This is a genomic window from Immundisolibacter sp., from assembly GCF_041625615.1.
GTDB lineage: Bacteria > Pseudomonadota > Gammaproteobacteria > Immundisolibacterales > Immundisolibacteraceae > Immundisolibacter.
Window position 1 is genome coordinate 1 of the sequence record NZ_JBFJTF010000036.1, and the last position, 18,837, is coordinate 18,837.

Consider the following 18,837-nt stretch of genomic DNA (forward strand, 5'->3'; position numbering starts at 1 on the left):
ACGGCTTTCGGATGCGTTGCCTGCGGGCGACGTTGCCGCGCCGGCGTTGCTCAAGCTGGACGTGCAGGGCTTCGAGCTGAAAGCGCTGGCCGGCTGCGCGGATGTGTTGCCGAGTTTCGCCTGGGTTTACGTTGAATGCTCCTTCATGGAGCTGTACGCCGGGCAGGCGTTCGCCGACGAGGTGATCGCCTGGCTGCGCGAACGTAAGTTTGTCTTGCGCGGCGTTTACAACACAGCCTATGACCGTGAGGGTCGGGCGGTACAGGCGGATTTTCTGTTCGAACGTCGCTGACCGGGCGGGTCTGTCTGTGCCGGGGCGGCGTCGTGTCAAGCCGCGCCGTCGTACGCCTGCACCCCGGCCAGGAAATTCAGTACCGCGCGGTTGAAGTCGGCCGGGTTCTCGATGGCCACGTAGTGTCCACAGTCCGGCAGCAGCAGGGCGTGGCAGTCCGGGTAGTCGGCCTTCCAGTGGGCAATCATTTCTTGCGGATGCGGATCCTGCACGCCCATCAGCACGAAGGTCGGGATGCGGTGACGGGCCAGCGCGTCGCAGATGGCCTGTTTGGCGGCCGGGCGCATCAGCGGGAAGTTCAGGAACGTCAGCGGTGAGGTGTCGGCGTACATCTGCCGAAAGCGCTCCAGGATGGCCGGGCTGGCCATCAGCCGTTCGCCCCAGAAGGTGCGCGTCTGCTTGCGCGCCTCGAATACCGCCAGCATGCCCTCGCGGCGCGCCACCTCGTGCAGGCGCTCGAAGCCGGCGCGCAGTTCCGGCGTCAGCCGGTCGAACAGGCCCTGGCCGTCGGGCGTGGCCAGCAGGTCGCAGCTCACGGCGGTGAGACTCTGCACGCGCTCGGGGTGCCTGGCCATGAAGGTGCTGGCCGTGCTCACGCCCCAGTAGGCTTGGCCCAGCAGGTGGCAACGCTCCACGCCCAGGTGGTCGAGCAGGGCCGCCAGATCCGCAGCCGTGTTCTCGAAGGTGTAGAAGTCCGGCGCCTGCGCCTGGGTGTCCACCTTCGACGAGCGGCCGTGGCCGCGCAGGTCGAAGCGGATGGTGCGGAAGTGTTCGGCGAAGGCCGGTGCGTTGTCGTCGTAGGCGCTCATGTTGGCGATGACGTTGTGCACCAGCACCAGCGTTTCCGGCCCGTCGCCGGTTACATCGTAGTGAAGGTCGATGCCGTTCAGGCGGGCGGTGGGCATTGGGGCTCCTCTTGGTGTTGTTGTGCCGTTCCGCGCGTCCGGGGGCCGCCCCAACGATCAGGAGGGCATCGCGACGGCGGGGCGTGTTGTTGTGCCGGGCGATGGTAACAGGGCGGTCGTGACGGTCACGGTGGCGGCGCGCGCCGTCACGACGGTGTGCGGTGCGTGGTGAACCATGTCGCCGCCAAGTGGGCAGGCCCGGGCGGGGTGGCGTGATCTTGATCAGCGCGGCTGGCCGCCGGGCGGCGCAGGATCCAGCAGGTGGCCGGGCGGATCCGGCGTGGTCGGCAGGGTGCCGCCGCTGGGCGTCCAGGAGGAGCATTGCCATGCCAACGTTTGTGATGCTGACGCGCCTGGCGCCGGGCGCGCTCAGCTCCCCGGAGGCGCTGGAGGAGGCCGAGAAGGCCATGATGGCGCAGCTGCGCAGTGTCTGTCCGGAGGTGACCTGGCTGGCCAGCTACGCGGTGCTGGGCCCGCACGACTATCTGGATGTGTTCACGGCGCCGGACATCGAGACGGCTGTGCGCGTATCGTCCCTGGTGCGTTCGTTCGGGCATGCGCACACCGAGGTGTGGGCAGCTACCGAGTGGCAACGCTTCAAGGAATTGGTGCGGGACCTGCCGCCGGCAGGGCAGCCCCACACGCCGGTCCTGCCTGGTTGAGGGGCCGGTCAGCGCCGGTATGGCGCGCCGCGGTGCCGCGGCAGTTTTACATGTGGCGCAGGAACCAGTCTCCCGCCAGCCGCGCTACCTGTTCCAGCGCGCCTGGCTCCTCGAACAGGTGCGTCGCGCCCGGGACGATGTGAAGCGCCCCATGCGCGCCGAGCGCGGCCAGTGCCTGGCGGTTCAGCGCCAGTACCTCGCGGTCGTCGCCGCCGACGATCAGCAGCGTTGGCGCCCGCACCCGTTCCAGTGCTGGTTGCGCCAGATCCGGTCGTCCGCCGCGCGACACCACGGCGACCACCCGCCGCGGGCGTTCGCCTGACGTGATCAGCGCCGCGGCGGCGCCGGTGCTGGCGCCGAAAAGCCCCAGCGGCAGTGTCGCCAGGGTGGGGCGGGCGGACAGCCAGTCGACCGCGCCGGTCAGGCGCCGTGCCAACAGCGGGATGTCGAAACGCAGCTGCGCCGTGCGGGCGTCGATGCGTTCCTCGTCGGCGGTGAGCAGGTCGAACAGCACGGTGCCCAGCCCGATGTTGTTGAGGTGCCGCGCCACCGCCCGGTTGCGCGTGCTGAGGCGGCTGCTGCCGCTGCCGTGGGCAAACAGCACCAGGCCGGCGGGCGCCGGCGGCAGGTTGAGGTCGCCGGTCAGCGCCAGGCCGTTCTGGTCGATCGTGATCGTGTGGTGATCCACGCCTGTCTCTCCACTCGCGACGCTCGGCAATGGCCGTGGGTGCCCCAGGATGCATCCGGTCGCGGGGGCGGCCCGGCGTGTGCACCTCCGGACCCGGCCCGGCGGGCGCGGTACCATTTGCAGTCTTTTTTTGCGCTCCCGGAAGCCTGCCCGCCATGATCGACATCAACCCCCAGCGTTACGCCCTGAAAGACCTCACCGCGCGGGTGGACGCGCTACGGGGGTATCTTTGACCTCGATACCAAGCAAGAGCGCCTGACCGAGGTTCTGCGGGAACTGGAAGATCCGGCGGTCTGGAACGACGCCGAGCGTGCCCAGGGCCTGAACCGCGAGCGCGCCTACCTGGAAGACCTGGTCGGCGGGTTGCAGGGCATCACCCAGGGCATCACCGACAGCCTGGAACTGGCCGAGCTGATCGAACTCGAGGACGACGAGTCCGCCGCCGCCGCGCTGGCCGACGACGTGCAGCGCCTGGACACCCAGGTGCAGCGGCTGGAGTTCCAGCGCATGTTCGCCGGCGAGGCCGACAGCAACAACGCCTACCTCGACATCCAGGCCGGCTCCGGCGGCACCGAGGCGCAGGACTGGGCGCAGATGCTGCTGCGCATGTACCTGCGCTGGTGTGAGCGCAAGGGTTTCGAGGTGGAGATCACCGAGGAATCCGAGGGCGAGGTGGCCGGCATCAAGTCAGCCACCGTGCACGTGCGCGGGCCCTATGCCTACGGTTACCTGCGTACCGAAACCGGCGTTCACCGTCTGGTGAGGAAGTCACCGTTCGATTCCGGCAACCGCCGCCACACCTCGTTCGCCTCCGTGTACGCCTACCCGGAAGTCGACGAGAACATCGACGTCGACATCAACCCGGCCGACCTGAAGGTGGACACCTACCGCGCCTCGGGTGCCGGCGGCCAGCACGTCAACCGTACCGAGTCGGCCATCCGCATCACCCACGTGCCGACCGGCGTCGTGGTGGCCTGTCAGGCCGACCGCTCGCAGCACAAGAACCGCGCCACCGCCATGGCGCAGCTGCGCGCCAAGCTGTACGAGCGGGAACTGAACGCCCGTCGCGCCGAGGCGCAGGCGGCCGAGGACGCCAAGTCCGACATCTCCTGGGGCCACCAGATCCGCTCCTACGTGCTGGACCAGTCGCGCATCAAGGACCTGCGCACCGACGTCGAGACCGGCAACACCCAGGCCGTGCTCGACGGCGACCTGGACCCCTTCATCGAAGCCAGCCTCAAGAGCGGCCTGTAAGCCATGCATCACGAAGAAGACAACGAACAGATCGCCAACCGGCGCGAGAAGCTGGCCACCTGGCGCCACGCCGGGCAGGCCTACCCGAACGACTTCCGCCGCGACGCCCTGGCCGCTGACCTGCTGGCCGCCCACGCCGACACCTCGGCCGAGACGCTGGAGGCGCAGCCGGTGCTGGTGCGTCTTGCCGGGCGCATCATGACCCGCCGGCTCATGGGCAAGGCCTCGTTCGTGCACCTGCAGGACAGCTCCGGCCGCCTGCAGGCCTACGTGCAGCGCGACGTCATCGGCCAGGAGCCGTACGCCGCCTTCAAGCAGCTGGACCTGGGCGACATCGTCGGCGTGACCGGCACGCTGTTTCGCACCAAGACCGGCGAACTGACCGTGCGCGCCGAGTCCGTGCGCCTGCTGACCAAGGCGCTGCGTCCGCTGCCGGACAAGTGGCACGGCCTGCAGGATTCCGAGCGCCGCCACCGCCAGCGGTACCTGGACCTCATCGTCAACGACGAGGCGCGGCGCACGTTTGCCATCCGCTCGGCGCTGGTCACCGGCCTTCGCGAGTGGTTCGTGGGCGAAGGCTTCCTGGAAGTCGAAACCCCGCTCATGCAGTCCATGCCGGGCGGCGCCGTGGCGCGGCCGTTCGTCACCCACCACAACGCGCTCGACATGACGCTGTACCTGCGCATCGCGCCGGAGCTCTATCTGAAGCGCCTGGTGGTGGGCGGCTTCGAGAAGGTGTTCGAGCTTGGCCGCAACTTCCGCAACGAGGGGCTGTCCACGCGCCACAACCCCGAATTCACCATGCTGGAGTTCTATCAGGCCTACGCCGATTACCGCGACCTGATGGACCTGACCGAACGCCTGATGCGGGATCTGGCCACGCGCGTGCTCGGCACCACCGCACTCACCTACCAGGGCCAGCCCATCGACTTTGGCCGGCCCTTCGCCCGTTACACCCTGGCCGAGGCCATCACCGCCTACCTGCCGCGTGCCACGCCGGCACTGCTGGCCGACCTCGACGCCGCCCGCGCCCTGGCGCTGGAACTCGGCCTGGTGGTCAAGGACGACGACGGGCTGGCCCAGGTGCAGCTCGAACTGTTCGAGAAGGTGGTCGAGGAACAGCTCATCCAGCCGACCTTCGTCACCGACTTCCCGGTCGAGGTGTCGCCGCTGGCCCGCCGCCGCGCCGACAACCCGGCGCTGACCGAGCGCTTCGAGCTGTTCATCGCCGGCCGGGAACTGGCCAACGGCTTCTCCGAGCTCAACGACCCGGAAGACCAGGCCGCCCGCTTCCTGGAACAGGCCGCCCGCAAGGCCGCCGGCGACGAGGAAGCCATGTACTTCGACGCCGACTACGTGGAAGCGCTGGAATACGGCCTGCCGCCGACCGCCGGCGAGGGCATCGGCGTGGATCGCCTGGCCATGCTGTTCGCGGACGTGACGTCCATCCGCGAGGTGATTCTGTTTCCGCACTTGCGACCGGAGCGGTGAGGGCGGATACCCGATAAAGCGTAAACGGCGCATGTCGGTTGGTCGGTCGCGATGCGCGCAGGGCATGTCGTGTTCGGCGAACACCCGGCGCCGTTTCGTCTGCATGAGAGGGCGCCCGTGCTGCAGGCCCGTCCCGCGCCACCGAACAGCGAGCCGACGCGCCAGGCGTCGATGATCGGCTACCTCAACGACTTTCACCTGATGATGATCGCCCCGGCGCTGGCGCCGCCGGTGTTCCTGCTGCGTCGCCCGGCGCACGGTCAGGCGGAGGGCGCCGTGCTGGCCGATTGACGGCTGCCCGTGGCGTTGCCCGCGACTGGTGCACGTGCTCGCCGGTTTGCCTGCCGGCGGTGCATGCACCGCCGCGCGGGTACCGTCGGGATTGCCGCGATCGCCGTGCCTACTGGCCCCCAGTGGCATCTGGTACGTGATTTGCAAGTGCACAATCGGCAGCGGCATCGGCGTCGCTGACTGAAAACCTGTAGGGACAAAGACGTCCACAGCCGGTCGCCCCGTGGCGGCCGGAGGTGGGCGTTTTTTTGTGCCTGAAACCGGTTGAAACGGCAGCTGGGGCGGCGTGGGCGAACACAGACAACAGGCAGGGGCTGATCCGGGCATCGTGGTGGTGGGCAGCGGTCCTGCCGGCCTGCGCCTGGTGCAGGAGCTCTACGCGCTGCATCCATTGGCGCGGGTGACGCTGTTCGGCGGCGAGCCGTGGGAGCCGTACGACCGCGTGGCCCTGTCGCTGTTCCTGGCCGGCGAGGTGGCCGCCGGTGACATCTTCTGTCCGCCGCGGGTGCCGGATGCGGCGCCGTTCTGCGCCCACTACAACCTGCCGATCGTGGCCATCGACCGGCCGGCGCGCCGCGTGCGCGATGCGGCCGGCGCCTGGCACGCCTACGACCGGCTGGTGCTGTCGGTCGGTTCGCGCCCGCACGTGCCGGGCATCCCCGGCGTCGATCTGCCCGGCGTGTACACCTTCCGCGACATGAACGACGCCCAGCGCCTGATGGCCCGCACGGCGCGTTCGCATCGCACCCTGGTGCTCGGTGGCGGCCTGCTGGGGCTGGAGGCGGCCCGCGCGCTGCAGCGCGCCGGCACCGACGTGACGGTGGTCGATCACGGCCCGCGCTTGCTGGGGCGTCAGCTGGACGCGGCGGCCTCGGAGCGGGTGTCGACGCACCTGCGCCGGCTCGGTATCGGCGTGGTGCTGGGTGATGGCGCGGCGCAGGTGCTGGGCGCCGAGCGCTGCGAGGGGCTGCGCCTGCGCAGCGGTCGCGAACTGCCGGCCGACACGCTGGTTCTGGCCACCGGCATCCGTCCCAACACGGCCCTGGCGCTGGATGCCGGTCTGGCGGTGCGCGACGGCATCGTGGTGAACGACGCGCTGCAGACCAGCGATCCGGACATCTACGCCATCGGCGAGTGCGCCGAGCACGGCGGCCGGGTGTACGGCATCGTGGCACCGGCGCTGGAGCAGGCGGCGGTGGTGGCGCATCGGCTGTGCGACCAGCCGGCGGCCTACCACGGCAGCACGCTGGCGACGCGCCTGAAGGTGGTCGGCTGCGCGGTGTTCTCGGTCGGGCGCGCCGCCGAGGACGACCTGCAGCCGGGGGATCGCAAGGTCGTGTACCGCGACGATGCCGCGGGTGTCTACCGCAGCCTGGTGATCAGCGGCGGGCGCCTGGTCGGGGCCGTGGGCTTCGGGCCGTGGGACGACTGGCAGCGCGTGCAGGAGGCGGCGAGCCGGCGCGCGCGCTGCTGGCCCTGGCAGCAGCGGCGCTTCGCCCGCTGCGGCACGGTATGGCCGGGGACGCACGAGCAGGACATCACCGCCTGGCCGGCGGCGGCGACGGTGTGCGCCTGCAAGGGCATCAGTCGCGGCGCGCTCAGCCGCGCCGTGGCCGCTGGCTGCGCCGATGCGCCGGCCCTGTCACGGGCCACCGGCGCCGGCACCGTGTGCGGCAGCTGCCAGCCGCTGCTGGCGCAGTTCTATGGCCACACGCTGGCCCGCCAGCCGGTGGCCGGCGCGCGCTGGCTGGCCGGCGGCTCGCTGCTGGCGGCGCTGGTGCTGGTGGTGCTGGCCCTGACCCCGGGCTGGTCCTATCCCGACACCTTCGATCTCGAACTGCGCTGGGACCGTTTGTGGCGCAGTGGCGAGCTGAAACAGCTGACCGGCTTCAGCCTGCTGGGGCTGGCCGTGCTGGGCCTGGTGCTGTCGCTGCGCAAGCGCTTCGAACGGCTTCGCCTGGGCTCGTTCGGCGCCTGGCGGGTGGTTCACGTCATCTTGGGCCTGCTGGCGCTGCTGGTGCTCGGACTGCACACCGGCTTTCGCGTGGGCAGCAATCTCAACGCCTGGCTGATGGTGGACTTCCTGGCGCTGGCGGCGCTCGGCAGCGTGGCCGGCCTTGTCACCGCCTTCGAGCACCGCGCCGGCCCCGGTCGCGGCAAGGCGCTGCGCAGCCGCTTCACCTGGCTGCACATCGTGCTGTTCTGGCCGCTGCCGGTGCTGCTCGGTTTCCACGTTCTGAAGACCTATTACTTTTGATGTCAACGAGATGTATCCGGCGTGGCGCGCTCTGACCGACGACGATGGCCGTGGCTTGTGTGGGCCGCGCTCAGCCTGGCGCTGGCCGGCTACCTGGCGGCTCGCCTGCTGGGGCCGGACAAGACCGTGTTCCTGCCGGGGGCGACCACGTCCGGCCACCACCAGATCGAGTTGGTCTGCGGCGTGTGCCACCAGGACGCGTTCGGCGGCGGGCCGGTGCTGCAGGACGCCTGCATCAACTGCCACGGCGCCGAGCTGGCGGCCGCCGACGACAGCCACCCGCAGGCCAAGTTCACCGACCCGCGCAACGCCGACCGTCTGCGCGACATCGACGCCCGCCAGTGCATCGCCTGCCACGTCGAGCACCGCCCGGACATCACCGGCGCCATGGGCGTCACCCTGCCGGTGGATTTCTGCATCTCCTGTCACGCCGGGGTCGGCGAGGAGCGGCCGACCCATGCCGGGCTCGATCACATGACCTGCCAGACCGCCGGCTGCCACAACTTTCACGACAACCGGGCGCTGTACGAGGACTTCCTGCTGCGCCACGTCGGCGAGGCGCCGGTGCGGGCCACGCCGCGGCGCCCGCAGCCGGTGTTGCCGGTGGCCGGTGACGACCTGAATGCCCTGCGCCTGGCGCAGCTGGACGCGCCGGCGGACCGGGCGCAGGACGCCGCCATCACCGCCGACTGGGCACACAGCGCACACGCACGCGGCGGGGTGAACTGCACGGCCTGCCATGCGCCCGCCGGGGAGCCGTGGCAGGACCGGCCCGGCACGGCGGTGTGCGCCGAGTGCCACCAGCCACAGGTGCAGGGCTTCCTGGCGGGCAAGCACGGCATGCGCCTGGCCCAGGACCTGCCGGCCATGACGCCGGCACAGGCGCGCCTGCCCATGCACGCGGCGGCGGCGCACAGCGAACTGTCCTGCGCCAGCTGCCACCGCCCGCATGCCTACGACACCGCCCGGGCCGCGGTGCAGGCCTGTCTGAGTTGCCACGACGACAGCCACACCCGTGCCTACGAAGGTTCGCCGCACCACCGGCTGTGGCTGGCCGAGCAGGCCGGCGAGGCGCCACCGGGCAGCGGCGTCAGCTGCGCCAGCTGCCACATGCCGCTGCGCACCCACACCGACGCGCAGGGCAAGCGCACGCACACCGAGCACAACCAGAACGCCACCCTGCGTCCGAACGAAAAGATGCTGCGCCCGGTGTGCCTGAACTGCCACGGCCTGCCGTTCGCGCTCGACGCCCTGGCCGACCCGGCACTGATCGAGCGCAACTTCCGCGGCCAGCCGGCGCAGCACGTGCGCAGTGTCGAGATGGCGCAGGAAAACCTGGAGCGCGACCGCCGTCGCCGCGCCGCCGAGCAATGACCCATGTTTCCCCCGCAGCAACCTCCCAAGGAGCGCACCATGAGCCTTCGTCCCCTCGCCCGTCTGGCCGCCGTCGGCCTTGCCGCCGCCGCCACCGCCGCCTGCACCTCGGGCAGCGACAGCAGCAGTGAAGCCGCCAGCGGCATCTCGCCGCAGATGATGGCGGACTCCCTGCACGCCGTGATGGAGTCCGACCGCACCGTCTATACGCGCCTGATCGTCAACCGCCTGCAGAACGAGCTGGGCGTGATCGAGGCGTCCGAGCACTGGAAGGACGACAAGGCGCTGGTGCTGCCGGCGCAGATGTTCCGCTACGGCGCCGAGATGGTGGCCGAGAAGAACGCGCCGTTCTCGTATTCCCTGCAGTCGCTGTGGGCGGTGAACAAGCAGAACGAGCCCAAGACCGACGCCGAGAAGGCGGGCCTGGCCTTCGTGGCCGAGAACAAGGGCCAGAACTACTACACCGAGGAAACACTGGGCGGAAAGAAATACTTCACCGCCGTGTACGCCGACGTGGCGGTGGCGCCGGCCTGCGTGACCTGCCACAACGACCACAAGGACACGCCGCGTACCGACTTCAAGCTCGGTGACGTGATGGGCGGCGTGGTGATCCGCATCCCGCTGTAACAGCCGCTCGCGGCTGGCGGTGGTTACGCCACGCGCCGCCAGCCGCGCGTCCTTTCCCGACACGCCCCCGCACCGTCGTCACAACGCAAGGAAACTCCCGATGGACCAAGAAAGCATCCGCCTGGTACAGCAGACCTGGAAGCAGGTGGACCCGATTCGCGATCAGGCGGCCGCGCTGTTCTACGGCCGGCTGTTCGAGCTCGACCCGTCGCTGCGCCCGCTGTTCAAGGGCGACATGGCCGAGCAGGGCCGCAAGCTGATGAACATGCTGGCCACCGCGGCGATGGGGCTCGACCGGCTCGACAGCATCGTCGGCGAGGTACAGGCGCTCGGCCGGCGCCACGTTGCCTACGGCGTGCAGGACGCGCACTACGACACCGTCGCCGTGGCCCTGCTGTGGACCCTGGAGCAGGGGCTTGGCGACGCCTTCACGCCGCAGGTCAAGGCCGCCTGGACCGACGCCTACACGCTGCTGGCCGACACCATGAAGCAGGCGGCGGCCGAGGCCTGACCCGCTGGCGGGCCGGCCGTGCCGTCGGCCCGCCGGGGTCGGCGGCGGTCAGGGCCGCCCGGGCGGCGCCGACACCATGACGGGCACGGCGACCGCTTTGTGTTGACGCCGGCTGCGTGTCGTCATGCGACCGCTCGCCGTCCTGCGCTAGCATCGACGGCACTTTTCGTTCCGGCGTCGCCTCGATGACCATCCGCAATCTCGACTACCTGTTCAACCCGCAATCGGTGGCGTTGATCGGTGCCAGCACGCAGCCCGGCTCGGTGGGGGCGGTGCTGGCCCGCAATCTGTTCGGTGCCGGCTTCAGCGGGCCGGTGATGCCGGTCAATCCCAAGTACGTGGCGGTCGAGGGCGTGCTGGCCTACAAGGACGTCGCCAGTCTGCCGCTGGCGCCGGACCTGGCGGTCATCGCCACGCCGCCGGACACGGTGCCGCGCCTGATCGCCGAGCTGGGCGCCCGCGGCACGCGTGCGGCGGTGGTCATCACGGCGGGTTTCAAGGAAACCGGCAACTCGCGCGGGGCGGCACTGCAGCAGGCCATGCTCGAGGCGGCGCAGCCGCATCTGCTGCGCGTGGTGGGCCCCAACTGCGTCGGCATCATGGTGCCCGGCCGCGGCCTGAACGCCAGCTTCGCCCACCTGTCGCCGCGCCGCGGCCGGCTCGCGTTCGTGGCGCAGTCGGGGGCGGTGATCACGGCGGTCATGGACTGGGCGCAGCCGCGTGGGGTGGGTTTCTCGCACCTGGTGTCGCTGGGCGACGTGGTCGACGTCGACTTCGGCGACATGCTCGATTACCTGGCCGGCGACCCGGAAACCGACGCCATCCTGCTTTACATGGAAGCGGTGGTGAACGCGCGCAAGTTCATGTCGGCGGCGCGCGCGGCGGCGCGCGTGAAGCCGGTGGTGGTGGTCAAGGCCGGACGCAGCCTGGCGGCGGCGCGGGCGGCGGCCTCGCACACCGGTGCGCTGGCCGGCAACGATGCGGTGTACGACGCGGTGTTCCGGCGCGCCGGCATGCTGCGCGTGCACACGCTGGACGAGCTGTTCACGGCCGCCGAGATCCTGGCCACCACCCGCCTGCCGGCCGGCGACCGGCTGGCCATCATCAGCAACGGCGGTGGTATCGGCATCATGGCCACCGATGCGCTGGCCTTCATGGGTGGACGCCTGGCCGATCTGGCGCCGCAGACCCTGGCGGCCCTGGACAGGGTGTTGCCGAGCACCTGGTCGCACGGGAATCCGGTGGACATCATCGGCGACGCCCCGCCGCAGCGGTACGAGGCCGCGCTGGCGCCACTGCTGCAGGACCCGGGGGTGGACGCCGTGCTGGCGCTGCACGCGCCGGTGGCGGTGGCCAACGGGGTGGAGGCGGCGCGGGCGGTCGTGCGGGCGGTGAAGGCACAGCCGGGCAAGACGCTGGTGACCAGCTGGGTGGGGGATCAGGTCGCGCGGGCCGGCCGCCAGGTGTTTGCCGAGCACCGCATCGGCACCTGCCGCACACCGGAAGAGGCCGTCAGGGCCTTCATGTACCTGGAGCGCTACCGCAGTGGCCGGCTGGCGCTGATGGAAACCCCGCCGTCGGTGCCGGAACAGTTCGAGCCGGATGCGGAGACGGCGCGCGCGGTCTGTCGTCGCGCGGTGGAGGCCGGGCGCGAGTGGCTGTCGCCGGACGAGGTGGCGGCGCTGCTGCGCGCCTACCGCATTCCGCAGGTGCAGCCGCACCATGCCGACACGCCCACGGCGGCGGCCGAGGCGGCCGCGCAGATCGGTGCGCCGGTGGCGCTCAAGATCCGTTCGCCGGACATCATCCACAAGACCGACGTCGGCGGCGTGGCGCTGGACCTGCCCAACGCGCAGGCGGTGCAGCGGGCGGCGGAATTGATGCTCGAGCGGGTCACCAAGAATCGGCCGGACGCCCACATCGACGGCTTTCAGGTCGAGCCCATGCTCGACCGCAGCCGCAGCCACGAGCTGATCGTCGGCATTGCCGTCGACCCGCAGTTCGGCCCCTGCGTGCTGTTCGGCCAGGGCGGCACGGCGGTGGAGGTGCTCAACGACACGGCGCTCGGCCTGCCGCCGCTGAACATGCGCCTGGCCTTCGACCTGATGCGCCAGACCCGCGTGCACCACCTGCTCAAGGGCCACCGTGGCATTCCCGGCGCCAACCTGGGCGCGGTGGCGCAGACACTGATCAAGGTGGCGCAGCTGGCGGCCGACGTGGCGGAGCTGGCGGAACTCGACATCAACCCGCTGCTGGCCGGCCCGGACAACGTGCTGGCGGTGGACGCGCGCGTGCGCGTGGCGTCGGTGCCCGACCCGTCCGTGCCGCGCCTGGCCATCCGGCCGTATCCGAAGTCGCTGGAAAAGCCGGTGGTGATCGGCGACGGGCGCCACGTGCTGCTGCGCCCCATCCTGCCCGAGGACGAGCCGCCGTTGCAGCGCAGCTTCGAGCGCCTGACGCCGGAACAGGTGCGGCTGCGCTTTTTCGTGCCGATGAAGGAGCTCGGCCACACGCTGGCGGCGCGCCTGACGCAGATCGACTACGACCGCGAGATGGCGCTGATCCTGACCGAGCGCGGCATTCCCGGCACCACGGAAATCTTTGGCGTGGTGCGCATCGCCGCCGATCCGGACAACGAGCGCGCCGAGTACGCCGTGGTGGTGCCCGAGCACATGACCGGCCAGGGGCTGGGCGCGCTGCTGATGCGCGAGATCATCGACTACGCCGCCAGCCGCGGCATCCGCGAGATCTGGGGGGACGTGCTGCGCGAGAATGCCGCCATGCTGGGCCTCGTACGCAAGCTCGGCTTTCGTGTTGCCGACGACCCAGATGACCCTTCCCTGGTGCGGGTGACGCTGGACCTGACCGCCCGCCGCGCCTGAGCGAGACCCATGCATACCGCCTATATCAGCCATTCCCTGTGCCGCGAGCACGATGCCGGCCCGTGGCACCCGGAAGCGCCTGCCCGCCTGGCTGCCATCGAGGATCACCTGATCGCCACCGGCCTGGACCCGTTGCTGCGCCACTACGAGGCGCCGCAGGCCACGCGCGAGCAGCTGCTGCGCGTGCACGATGCCGCGTATCTGGATGCGTTGGACCTGCGCAGTCCGGAGCACGGCGTGATCCACGTCGACCCGGACACGGCGATGAATCCGCTGACCCTGGAGGCCGCCCGCCATGCCGCCGGCGCCGCGGTGCGGGCGGTCGATCTGGTACTGGCGGGCGAGGTGCAGAACGCCTTTTGCGGCGTGCGTCCGCCCGGTCATCACGCCGAGCGCCGGCGGGCGATGGGTTTCTGCTTCTACAACAACGTGGCGGTGGGAGCGGCGCACGCGTTGGCCAGCGGACAGGTGCAGCGGGTGGCGATCGTCGATTTCGACGTGCACCACGGCAACGGCACCGAGGAAATCTTTCACCACAGCGAGCAGGTGCTGTTCTGCAGCAGCTTCCAGCACCCGTTCTATCCCTACACGGACTTGAATTTCCGCGCGCCCAACGTCGTGCACGCGCCGATCCCGGCCGGGCTTGGCGGTGAGGCGTTCCGGGTCGCGGTGGACGAGGCGTGGCTGCCGGCGCTGGCACGTTTCGCGCCGCAGATGCTGTTCATTTCCGCCGGCTTCGATGGTCACCGTGACGACGAGATGTCACAGCTGTGCCTGACCGAGGACGATTACGCTTGGGCGACCCGGGTGCTGCACGCGCTGGCGGCCGAGCATGCCGACGGGCGCATCGTGTCGGTGCTGGAAGGCGGGTACGATCTGCCGGCACTGGCCCGCAGCGTGCGGGCCCACCTGGATGTCTTGCTGAGCTGAATTGCTTTCCAACGACTGACACACGTTGATACGGAGGTGGTTCATGAGCACGGAAATGGACCCGATCGTCGGCAACTGGTATCAGCACGTCGACAGGGGGCTGGATTTCGAAGTGGTGGCGGTGGACGACGACAGCGCCACCGTGGAGGTGCAGTTCGTCGACGGCACGCTGGACGAAATCGCACTTGATGACTGGTATGAGCTGGAGCTGGAACCGGCCGAGCCGCCGGAGGACTGGACCGGCCCGCTGGAAGACGACGAGGCTGATGATGCCGACTACGACGCCGGGGACGTGGACATCGACGACTGGGACGAGCCACCCCCCGAACGCCCGCGCCGGGGCGGTCGTTCGGGTGGCCTGGACGACGACTGGGGCGGTGGCGACCTGGAGGACTAGGCGGCCCAGGGCTCCGTGGCCGTCACGGCCGGGCCTCCGCGTGCAGCGTCTATACTGACCGACCAGTCAGCCGCCTGCCCACGGCGGCCGGCTGCCCGTATTCCGACCGTCTCCCGTGCAGCCGTGTTCGCTGCCCCGGCGACACCTGCAAGGACTCACCATGCCAAGCTACGTGCTGCTGACGCTGGCGGCTGCCTGGCTGCACGCCATTTCGTTCACGCTGGCCAAGCGGCTGTGGGTGTACAGCCGCGACCCGTTCCAGATTTCCATCCTCAGTCAGGTGGCGTGCGCGCTGATCGCCGCCCTGGCGCTGCCGTGGGCCGGGCTGGACATCGTCACCGCCATGCCGGGCACGCTGATCGGCATCGGCCTGTGCGTGGTGGCCGGGCAGGTGTTCTTCATCCTGGCGCTGCGTCACGGTGACGCCTCGTTCGTGGTGCCGATGCTCGGGCTGAAACTGTTCGCAGTGGCCGGCTTCTCCGCCGTGTGGCTGGGGGAGACCTACGCGCCGCTGGTGTACCTGGGCGCCGCCGGTGCCTTCGCCAGCCTGTTTCTGCTGTCCGACGGCACGCTGCGCGGCAGCCTGCGTTCGGCCCTGCTGGTCACCGCTGCGGCGCTGCTGTACGGCATGACCGATGTGCTGCTGGTGAGCGCGCTGCACCGCGGCGCCACCGTGCTGCAGGTCGGTGTCTATTCCATGCTCATGCCGGCCCTGCTGACGGCGCCGCTGACACTGGCCCTGGTGCCCGGCCGCTGGCGGGTGGGCGCGCCGTTCGGGCGGGCGCTGGGCGGCTACGCGGCGGTGCAGATGGCCGGCATGGTGTTTCTGATGATCGCCTTCGGTCTGGCCGGCAAGGCCACCATCGTCAATATCGTTCAGACCTCGCGCGGCCTGTGGGTGCTGGCGGTGGTGTACGGCATGGGGCGTCTTGGCATGGCCGGCGTCGAGCGGCTGACCGGCGCCCAGTACCGCGTTCGCGCCATCGGCGCGCTGTTGTTGATGGGGTCGCTGACGCTGGCGGTGCTGGCGCACCACTGAAGGCAGTGTCCAGGAGGCGTGCTGGAGGCGCTGGCGCCGCGGTTGCCGCCCTGGCCGCACCGAGCACGGCCTCCCTGATACAGTCCCGGCACCGGCCGGCATCGAGCCGGTTTGTGTAGCGCATTTCGGGAGGACAAGGGCATGGGCCGTCTGCTGGGTTTCGTGCTGACCGTGTTGCTGGTGCTGCTGGTCGGTTTCTTTCTCATCTACAACCGGTTGGTGACGCTGCGCAACCGGTACCGCAACGCCTACGCGCAGATCGACGTGCAGTTGCTGCGCCGTCACGACCTGGTGCCGAACCTGGTGGAGACGGCGCGGGCCTACCTGCAACACGAGCGCGCCACGCTGGAGGCGGTGATCGCGGCCCGCACGGCGGCCGTCAGCGCCAGCGAGCGGGCCAGCGCCGATCCCGGGGACGCCGCGGCGCTGGCGGCGCTCGGCCAGGCCGAGGCGGCACTCGGCGGGGCGCTCGGCCGCCTGCTGGCGGTGGTGGAGCAGTACCCGGACCTGAAGGCGGACGCCACCATGGCGCGCCTGGCCGAGGAACTGACCTCGACCGAAAACCGCCTGGCCTTTGCCCGGCAGGCTTACAACGACGCGGTCATGCGCTTCAACACCGCCATCGAGCTGTTCCCGAACGTGCTGGTGGCCAACGCCATGCAGTTTCGTCCGGCCGGCTTCTTCGAGCTGGAGGATGACGCGGTGCGGGCGCTGCCGCAGGTCAGTTTCTAGCGCTCATGGATTTCTTTGGCTATCAGCAGCAGGCGCGCAGCTACAGCGTGCTGTTGCTGGTGTTGTTCGCGCTGGCGGTGGTGGCGCTGGTGCTGGCCGTGAATGGGGTGGCCGCCTGGGGCGTGCTGCTGCTGGACTGGCGCCACGGCGGCTACCGCCAGCTGGCCGACCTGCCGCCGGTGTTTCACGTCTGGATCAGCGGCATCACGGTGCTGCTGATCGGCCTGACCACGCTGCGCCGGCTGTGGCAGCTGGGCGCCGGTGGGCCGGTGGTGGCACGCCTGGCGGGCGCCCGCTGGGTACCGCCGGATGTGACCGACCTGCCGCGCCGCCAGCTGCTGAACGTGGCCGAGGAACTGGCGGTGGCCAGTGGCCACGCCATGCCGCGCATCTACCTGATGGAAGACGAACCCGGCATCAATGCCTTTGCCGCCGGCCGTGGCCCGGCCGACGCGGTGGTCGCAGTGACCCGTGGCTGTCTGGAACGGCTGGACCGCGAGCAGCTGCAGGGCGTGCTGGCGCACGAGTTCAGTCACCTGCTGCACGGTGACGGGCGCCTGAACATTCACCTGCTCGGACTGCTGCACGGCATCACCGCGCCGGGCGCGCTGGGGCTGTGGTTGCTGCGTTCGGCCGCGCCGTCGTGGGGCACGGGCGGGCGGCTGCGCCGCAATGGCGGGCTGCCGGGACAGGTTCCGCTCGGCGCGCTGCTGGCGCTGGTCGGCTACGCCGGCGTGCTGCTGGCGCGGCTGATCCGCGCCGCCGTGTCGCGTCAGCGCGAGTATCTGGCCGACGCGGCGGCGGTGCAGTTCACGCGCAATCCGCGGGGTCTGGCGGGTGCGCTGCGGTGCGTGCGTGACGATGCCGACGGCGCGCGGCTGCGCACGGTCCAGGCCGAGGCGCTCAGCCACATGCTGTTCGTGTCACGTGGCGGGGGCTGGCTGCGCCGGCTGCTGGCCAGCCATCCGCCGCTGGACACCCGTATCGCGCGCATCTATCCGCTGTATCAGCGCCGCGTTGCCTCGTCCGCCACGCCCGCACCGGAGCCGGAACCGCCCGCGGTTGCCGCGCCGGCGTCCGCCGCGGCAACCGCCAATGCGCTGGCCGGCCAGGTGGGCGAGATCGACGCCGCGGGCCTTGGCTATGCCGCCGAGTTGCTGGCGGGGGTGCCGTCGTCGCTGCGCGAGGCCACGCAGACCGCCGGTGGTGCCAGTGCGCTGCTGTTCGGTCTGCTGGCCGCCGGTGGCGCCGCGGCGGTGCACGGCCGGATGGACCCGCAGGAGGCCGCCTACGTCGCCCATCTGGGCGCGGCCGCGCGCCGGCTGGGACCGCACTTTCGGCTGCCGCTGATCGACCTTGCCCTGCCGGCGCTGCTGGCGCTGTCCCCGGCACAGCGCCAACGGTTGCTGGACGATCTGCACGACCTGGCCGGCACCCGGCCGGCGCAGTGGGCGGTGCTGGCGCTGCTGCGTCACCACCTGGCGCCGCCGGTGCGGTCCACGGGGGGCAGCGGCAGTCGGGCCGATGCGGCGCGGCAGGTGCTGGCCACGCTGGCCGAGTGTGCCGATGCCGGTGGTGACGCGGCCTACCGCGCCGCCTGCGCGCAGCTGGAGCTGCCGCCGCAGGCGGTGACGGCCGAGCGGGCGGCGTTCGAGGCCGCGCTGGCGCATTTCGCCAATGCACCGCTGGCGCGACGCCTGCGTCTGCTGGCCGCCTGCGCGCTGGCGGTGAGCCACGATGGGGTGATCGAGGTGGACGAGCTGGAGACGCTGCGCGTCATCGGCGCCGCGCTGGACTGTCCGCTGCCGCCGCTGGCCGGCCGGCCGGCCTGACCCTGGCGGGACGCGCGGGCGTCGGTCAGGCGTACTTGGCGCGCAGCGCCTTCCAGCGCCGGCCGCACTCGCGCGCGCCCTGGTCGATGGTGTCCGGGATCACGTGGTACGGCGGGCGGATGGGCCCGGCGGTGCAGTAGCCGGCTTCGTCGAAGCGGATCTTTTCCAGCTGGATGTTGTAGGACGCGAACTCGGCCATGCCGCCCGGCGGGAAGAAGGTCTGCATGGTGTAGCCGATGTCGGTGTCGATGGCCTTGGCGCGGTCCCAGTCGCCGGCGGCGATGGCGTCGCGCAGCGCCAGCGCCGGCTCGGGGCCCATGCTGGCCTCGGTGGCCCAGAAGGCGATGTTGTGCTCGGGCTCGATGCGCGCCATGGCATAGGCGCCGGCGATGTGCGGCAGGAAGCGGATCCTGCCCTGGGTCATGCCGATGAGCGCGCTGATCATCGGGTCCGGCCCGTGCTTGCTGCAGATGACGGTCGGCGCGCGGCGGGCGATCTGCGCCCAGAACGGCGGCGGGAAGGCAAAGCGGAACGCGCCGGGGTTGTCGTAGGCCATGATGGCGAGCTGCGGGAAGGCGGCCGACATGTCGGCGTAGAACTGCACCGCCATGTCGAGCGTGCACGGCTGCCACATGGGCAAGCCCAGCATGGTGCCATCGGCACCCAGGTCCTG

17 protein-coding genes and 1 pseudogene are annotated in these 18,837 nt (G+C 70.6%); 15 read left to right on the forward strand and 3 right to left on the reverse strand.

Annotated elements, in window-relative coordinates:
- On the forward strand, nucleotides 1-292 hold a 292-nt coding region (locus ABYX71_RS04510), incomplete at its 5' end, for an FkbM family methyltransferase (protein ID WP_372695310.1).
- Nucleotides 293-327: 35 nt separating this feature from the next.
- Here the strand turns inward: ABYX71_RS04510 and ABYX71_RS04515 are convergent.
- Nucleotides 328-1,197, reverse strand: coding sequence for an alpha/beta fold hydrolase (locus tag ABYX71_RS04515; protein WP_372695311.1), 870 nt, complete (start codon nucleotides 1,195-1,197; stop codon nucleotides 328-330).
- A 326-nt stretch (nucleotides 1,198-1,523) separates the two neighbouring features.
- Here ABYX71_RS04515 and ABYX71_RS04520 point away from each other — a divergent pair, with 326 nt between their 5' ends.
- A complete protein-coding gene (locus tag ABYX71_RS04520; RefSeq protein ID WP_372695312.1) occupies nucleotides 1,524-1,859 on the forward strand; it encodes a GYD domain-containing protein in 336 nt (111 codons plus the stop codon).
- Between the two features lie 46 nt (nucleotides 1,860-1,905).
- Here ABYX71_RS04520 and ABYX71_RS04525 read toward each other — a convergent pair whose 3' ends face one another.
- On the reverse strand, nucleotides 1,906-2,547 hold the full coding sequence (locus tag ABYX71_RS04525; RefSeq protein ID WP_372695313.1) for a dienelactone hydrolase family protein: 642 nt from the start codon (nucleotides 2,545-2,547) through the stop codon (nucleotides 1,906-1,908).
- A gap of 155 nt (nucleotides 2,548-2,702) precedes the next feature.
- Between ABYX71_RS04525 and prfB the strand changes: the two genes are divergently transcribed.
- The 13 genes from prfB (at nucleotide 2,703) to ABYX71_RS04590 (ending at nucleotide 18,164) form a co-directional block, all read left to right on the forward strand.
- A protein-coding gene (prfB, locus tag ABYX71_RS04530; protein ID WP_372695314.1) for a peptide chain release factor 2 occupies nucleotides 2,703-3,801 on the forward strand; the annotation gives its coding sequence in 2 pieces (ribosomal slippage) (nucleotides 2,703-2,777 and nucleotides 2,779-3,801; 1,098 coding nt in all).
- A 3-nt stretch (nucleotides 3,802-3,804) separates the two neighbouring features.
- The gene (gene lysS, locus ABYX71_RS04535; protein WP_372695315.1) at nucleotides 3,805-5,292 is read left to right on the forward strand and encodes a lysine--tRNA ligase; all 1,488 of its coding nucleotides are present in this window, start codon (nucleotides 3,805-3,807) and stop codon (nucleotides 5,290-5,292) included.
- 117 nt (nucleotides 5,293-5,409) lie between these two features.
- On the forward strand, nucleotides 5,410-5,583 hold the full coding sequence (locus tag ABYX71_RS04540; protein WP_372695316.1) for a hypothetical protein: 174 nt from the start codon (nucleotides 5,410-5,412) through the stop codon (nucleotides 5,581-5,583).
- A gap of 286 nt (nucleotides 5,584-5,869) precedes the next feature.
- On the forward strand, nucleotides 5,870-7,840 hold the full coding sequence (locus ABYX71_RS04545; RefSeq protein WP_372695317.1) for an FAD-dependent oxidoreductase: 1,971 nt from the start codon (nucleotides 5,870-5,872) through the stop codon (nucleotides 7,838-7,840).
- Between the two features lie 21 nt (nucleotides 7,841-7,861).
- Nucleotides 7,862-9,214 (forward strand): cytochrome c3 family protein, encoded by a 1,353-nt coding sequence (locus ABYX71_RS04550; protein ID WP_372695318.1) that lies wholly within the window; start codon nucleotides 7,862-7,864, stop codon nucleotides 9,212-9,214.
- Nucleotides 9,215-9,253: 39 nt separating this feature from the next.
- Nucleotides 9,254-9,841, forward strand: a complete 588-nt coding sequence (locus ABYX71_RS04555) for a DUF3365 domain-containing protein (protein WP_372695319.1) — start codon at nucleotides 9,254-9,256, stop codon at nucleotides 9,839-9,841.
- A 100-nt stretch (nucleotides 9,842-9,941) separates the two neighbouring features.
- The gene (locus tag ABYX71_RS04560; RefSeq protein ID WP_372695320.1) at nucleotides 9,942-10,352 is read left to right on the forward strand and encodes a globin family protein; all 411 of its coding nucleotides are present in this window, start codon (nucleotides 9,942-9,944) and stop codon (nucleotides 10,350-10,352) included.
- Between the two features lie 185 nt (nucleotides 10,353-10,537).
- A complete protein-coding gene (locus ABYX71_RS04565) occupies nucleotides 10,538-13,234 on the forward strand; it encodes a GNAT family N-acetyltransferase (RefSeq protein WP_372695321.1) in 2,697 nt (898 codons plus the stop codon).
- Nucleotides 13,235-13,243: 9 nt separating this feature from the next.
- On the forward strand, nucleotides 13,244-14,164 hold the full coding sequence (locus ABYX71_RS04570) for a histone deacetylase family protein (protein WP_372695322.1): 921 nt from the start codon (nucleotides 13,244-13,246) through the stop codon (nucleotides 14,162-14,164).
- Nucleotides 14,165-14,207: 43 nt separating this feature from the next.
- Complete coding sequence (locus ABYX71_RS04575) at nucleotides 14,208-14,561, forward strand: DUF6763 family protein (protein ID WP_372695323.1); 354 nt, start codon at nucleotides 14,208-14,210, stop codon at nucleotides 14,559-14,561.
- Between the two features lie 160 nt (nucleotides 14,562-14,721).
- A complete protein-coding gene (locus ABYX71_RS04580) occupies nucleotides 14,722-15,600 on the forward strand; it encodes an EamA family transporter (protein WP_372695324.1) in 879 nt (292 codons plus the stop codon).
- 141 nt (nucleotides 15,601-15,741) lie between these two features.
- A complete protein-coding gene (locus ABYX71_RS04585) occupies nucleotides 15,742-16,332 on the forward strand; it encodes a LemA family protein (RefSeq protein WP_372695325.1) in 591 nt (196 codons plus the stop codon).
- 5 nt (nucleotides 16,333-16,337) lie between these two features.
- Nucleotides 16,338-18,164 carry a M48 family metallopeptidase gene (locus ABYX71_RS04590; RefSeq protein ID WP_372695326.1) on the forward strand — a complete coding sequence of 609 codons (1,827 nt, stop codon included), beginning with the start codon at nucleotides 16,338-16,340 and terminating at the stop codon, nucleotides 18,162-18,164.
- Between the two features lie 25 nt (nucleotides 18,165-18,189).
- On the opposite strand, the pseudogene ABYX71_RS04595 reads toward ABYX71_RS04590, so the two are convergent.
- Nucleotides 18,190-18,837, reverse strand: a pseudogene (locus ABYX71_RS04595) (aldolase); the annotation flags it as partial.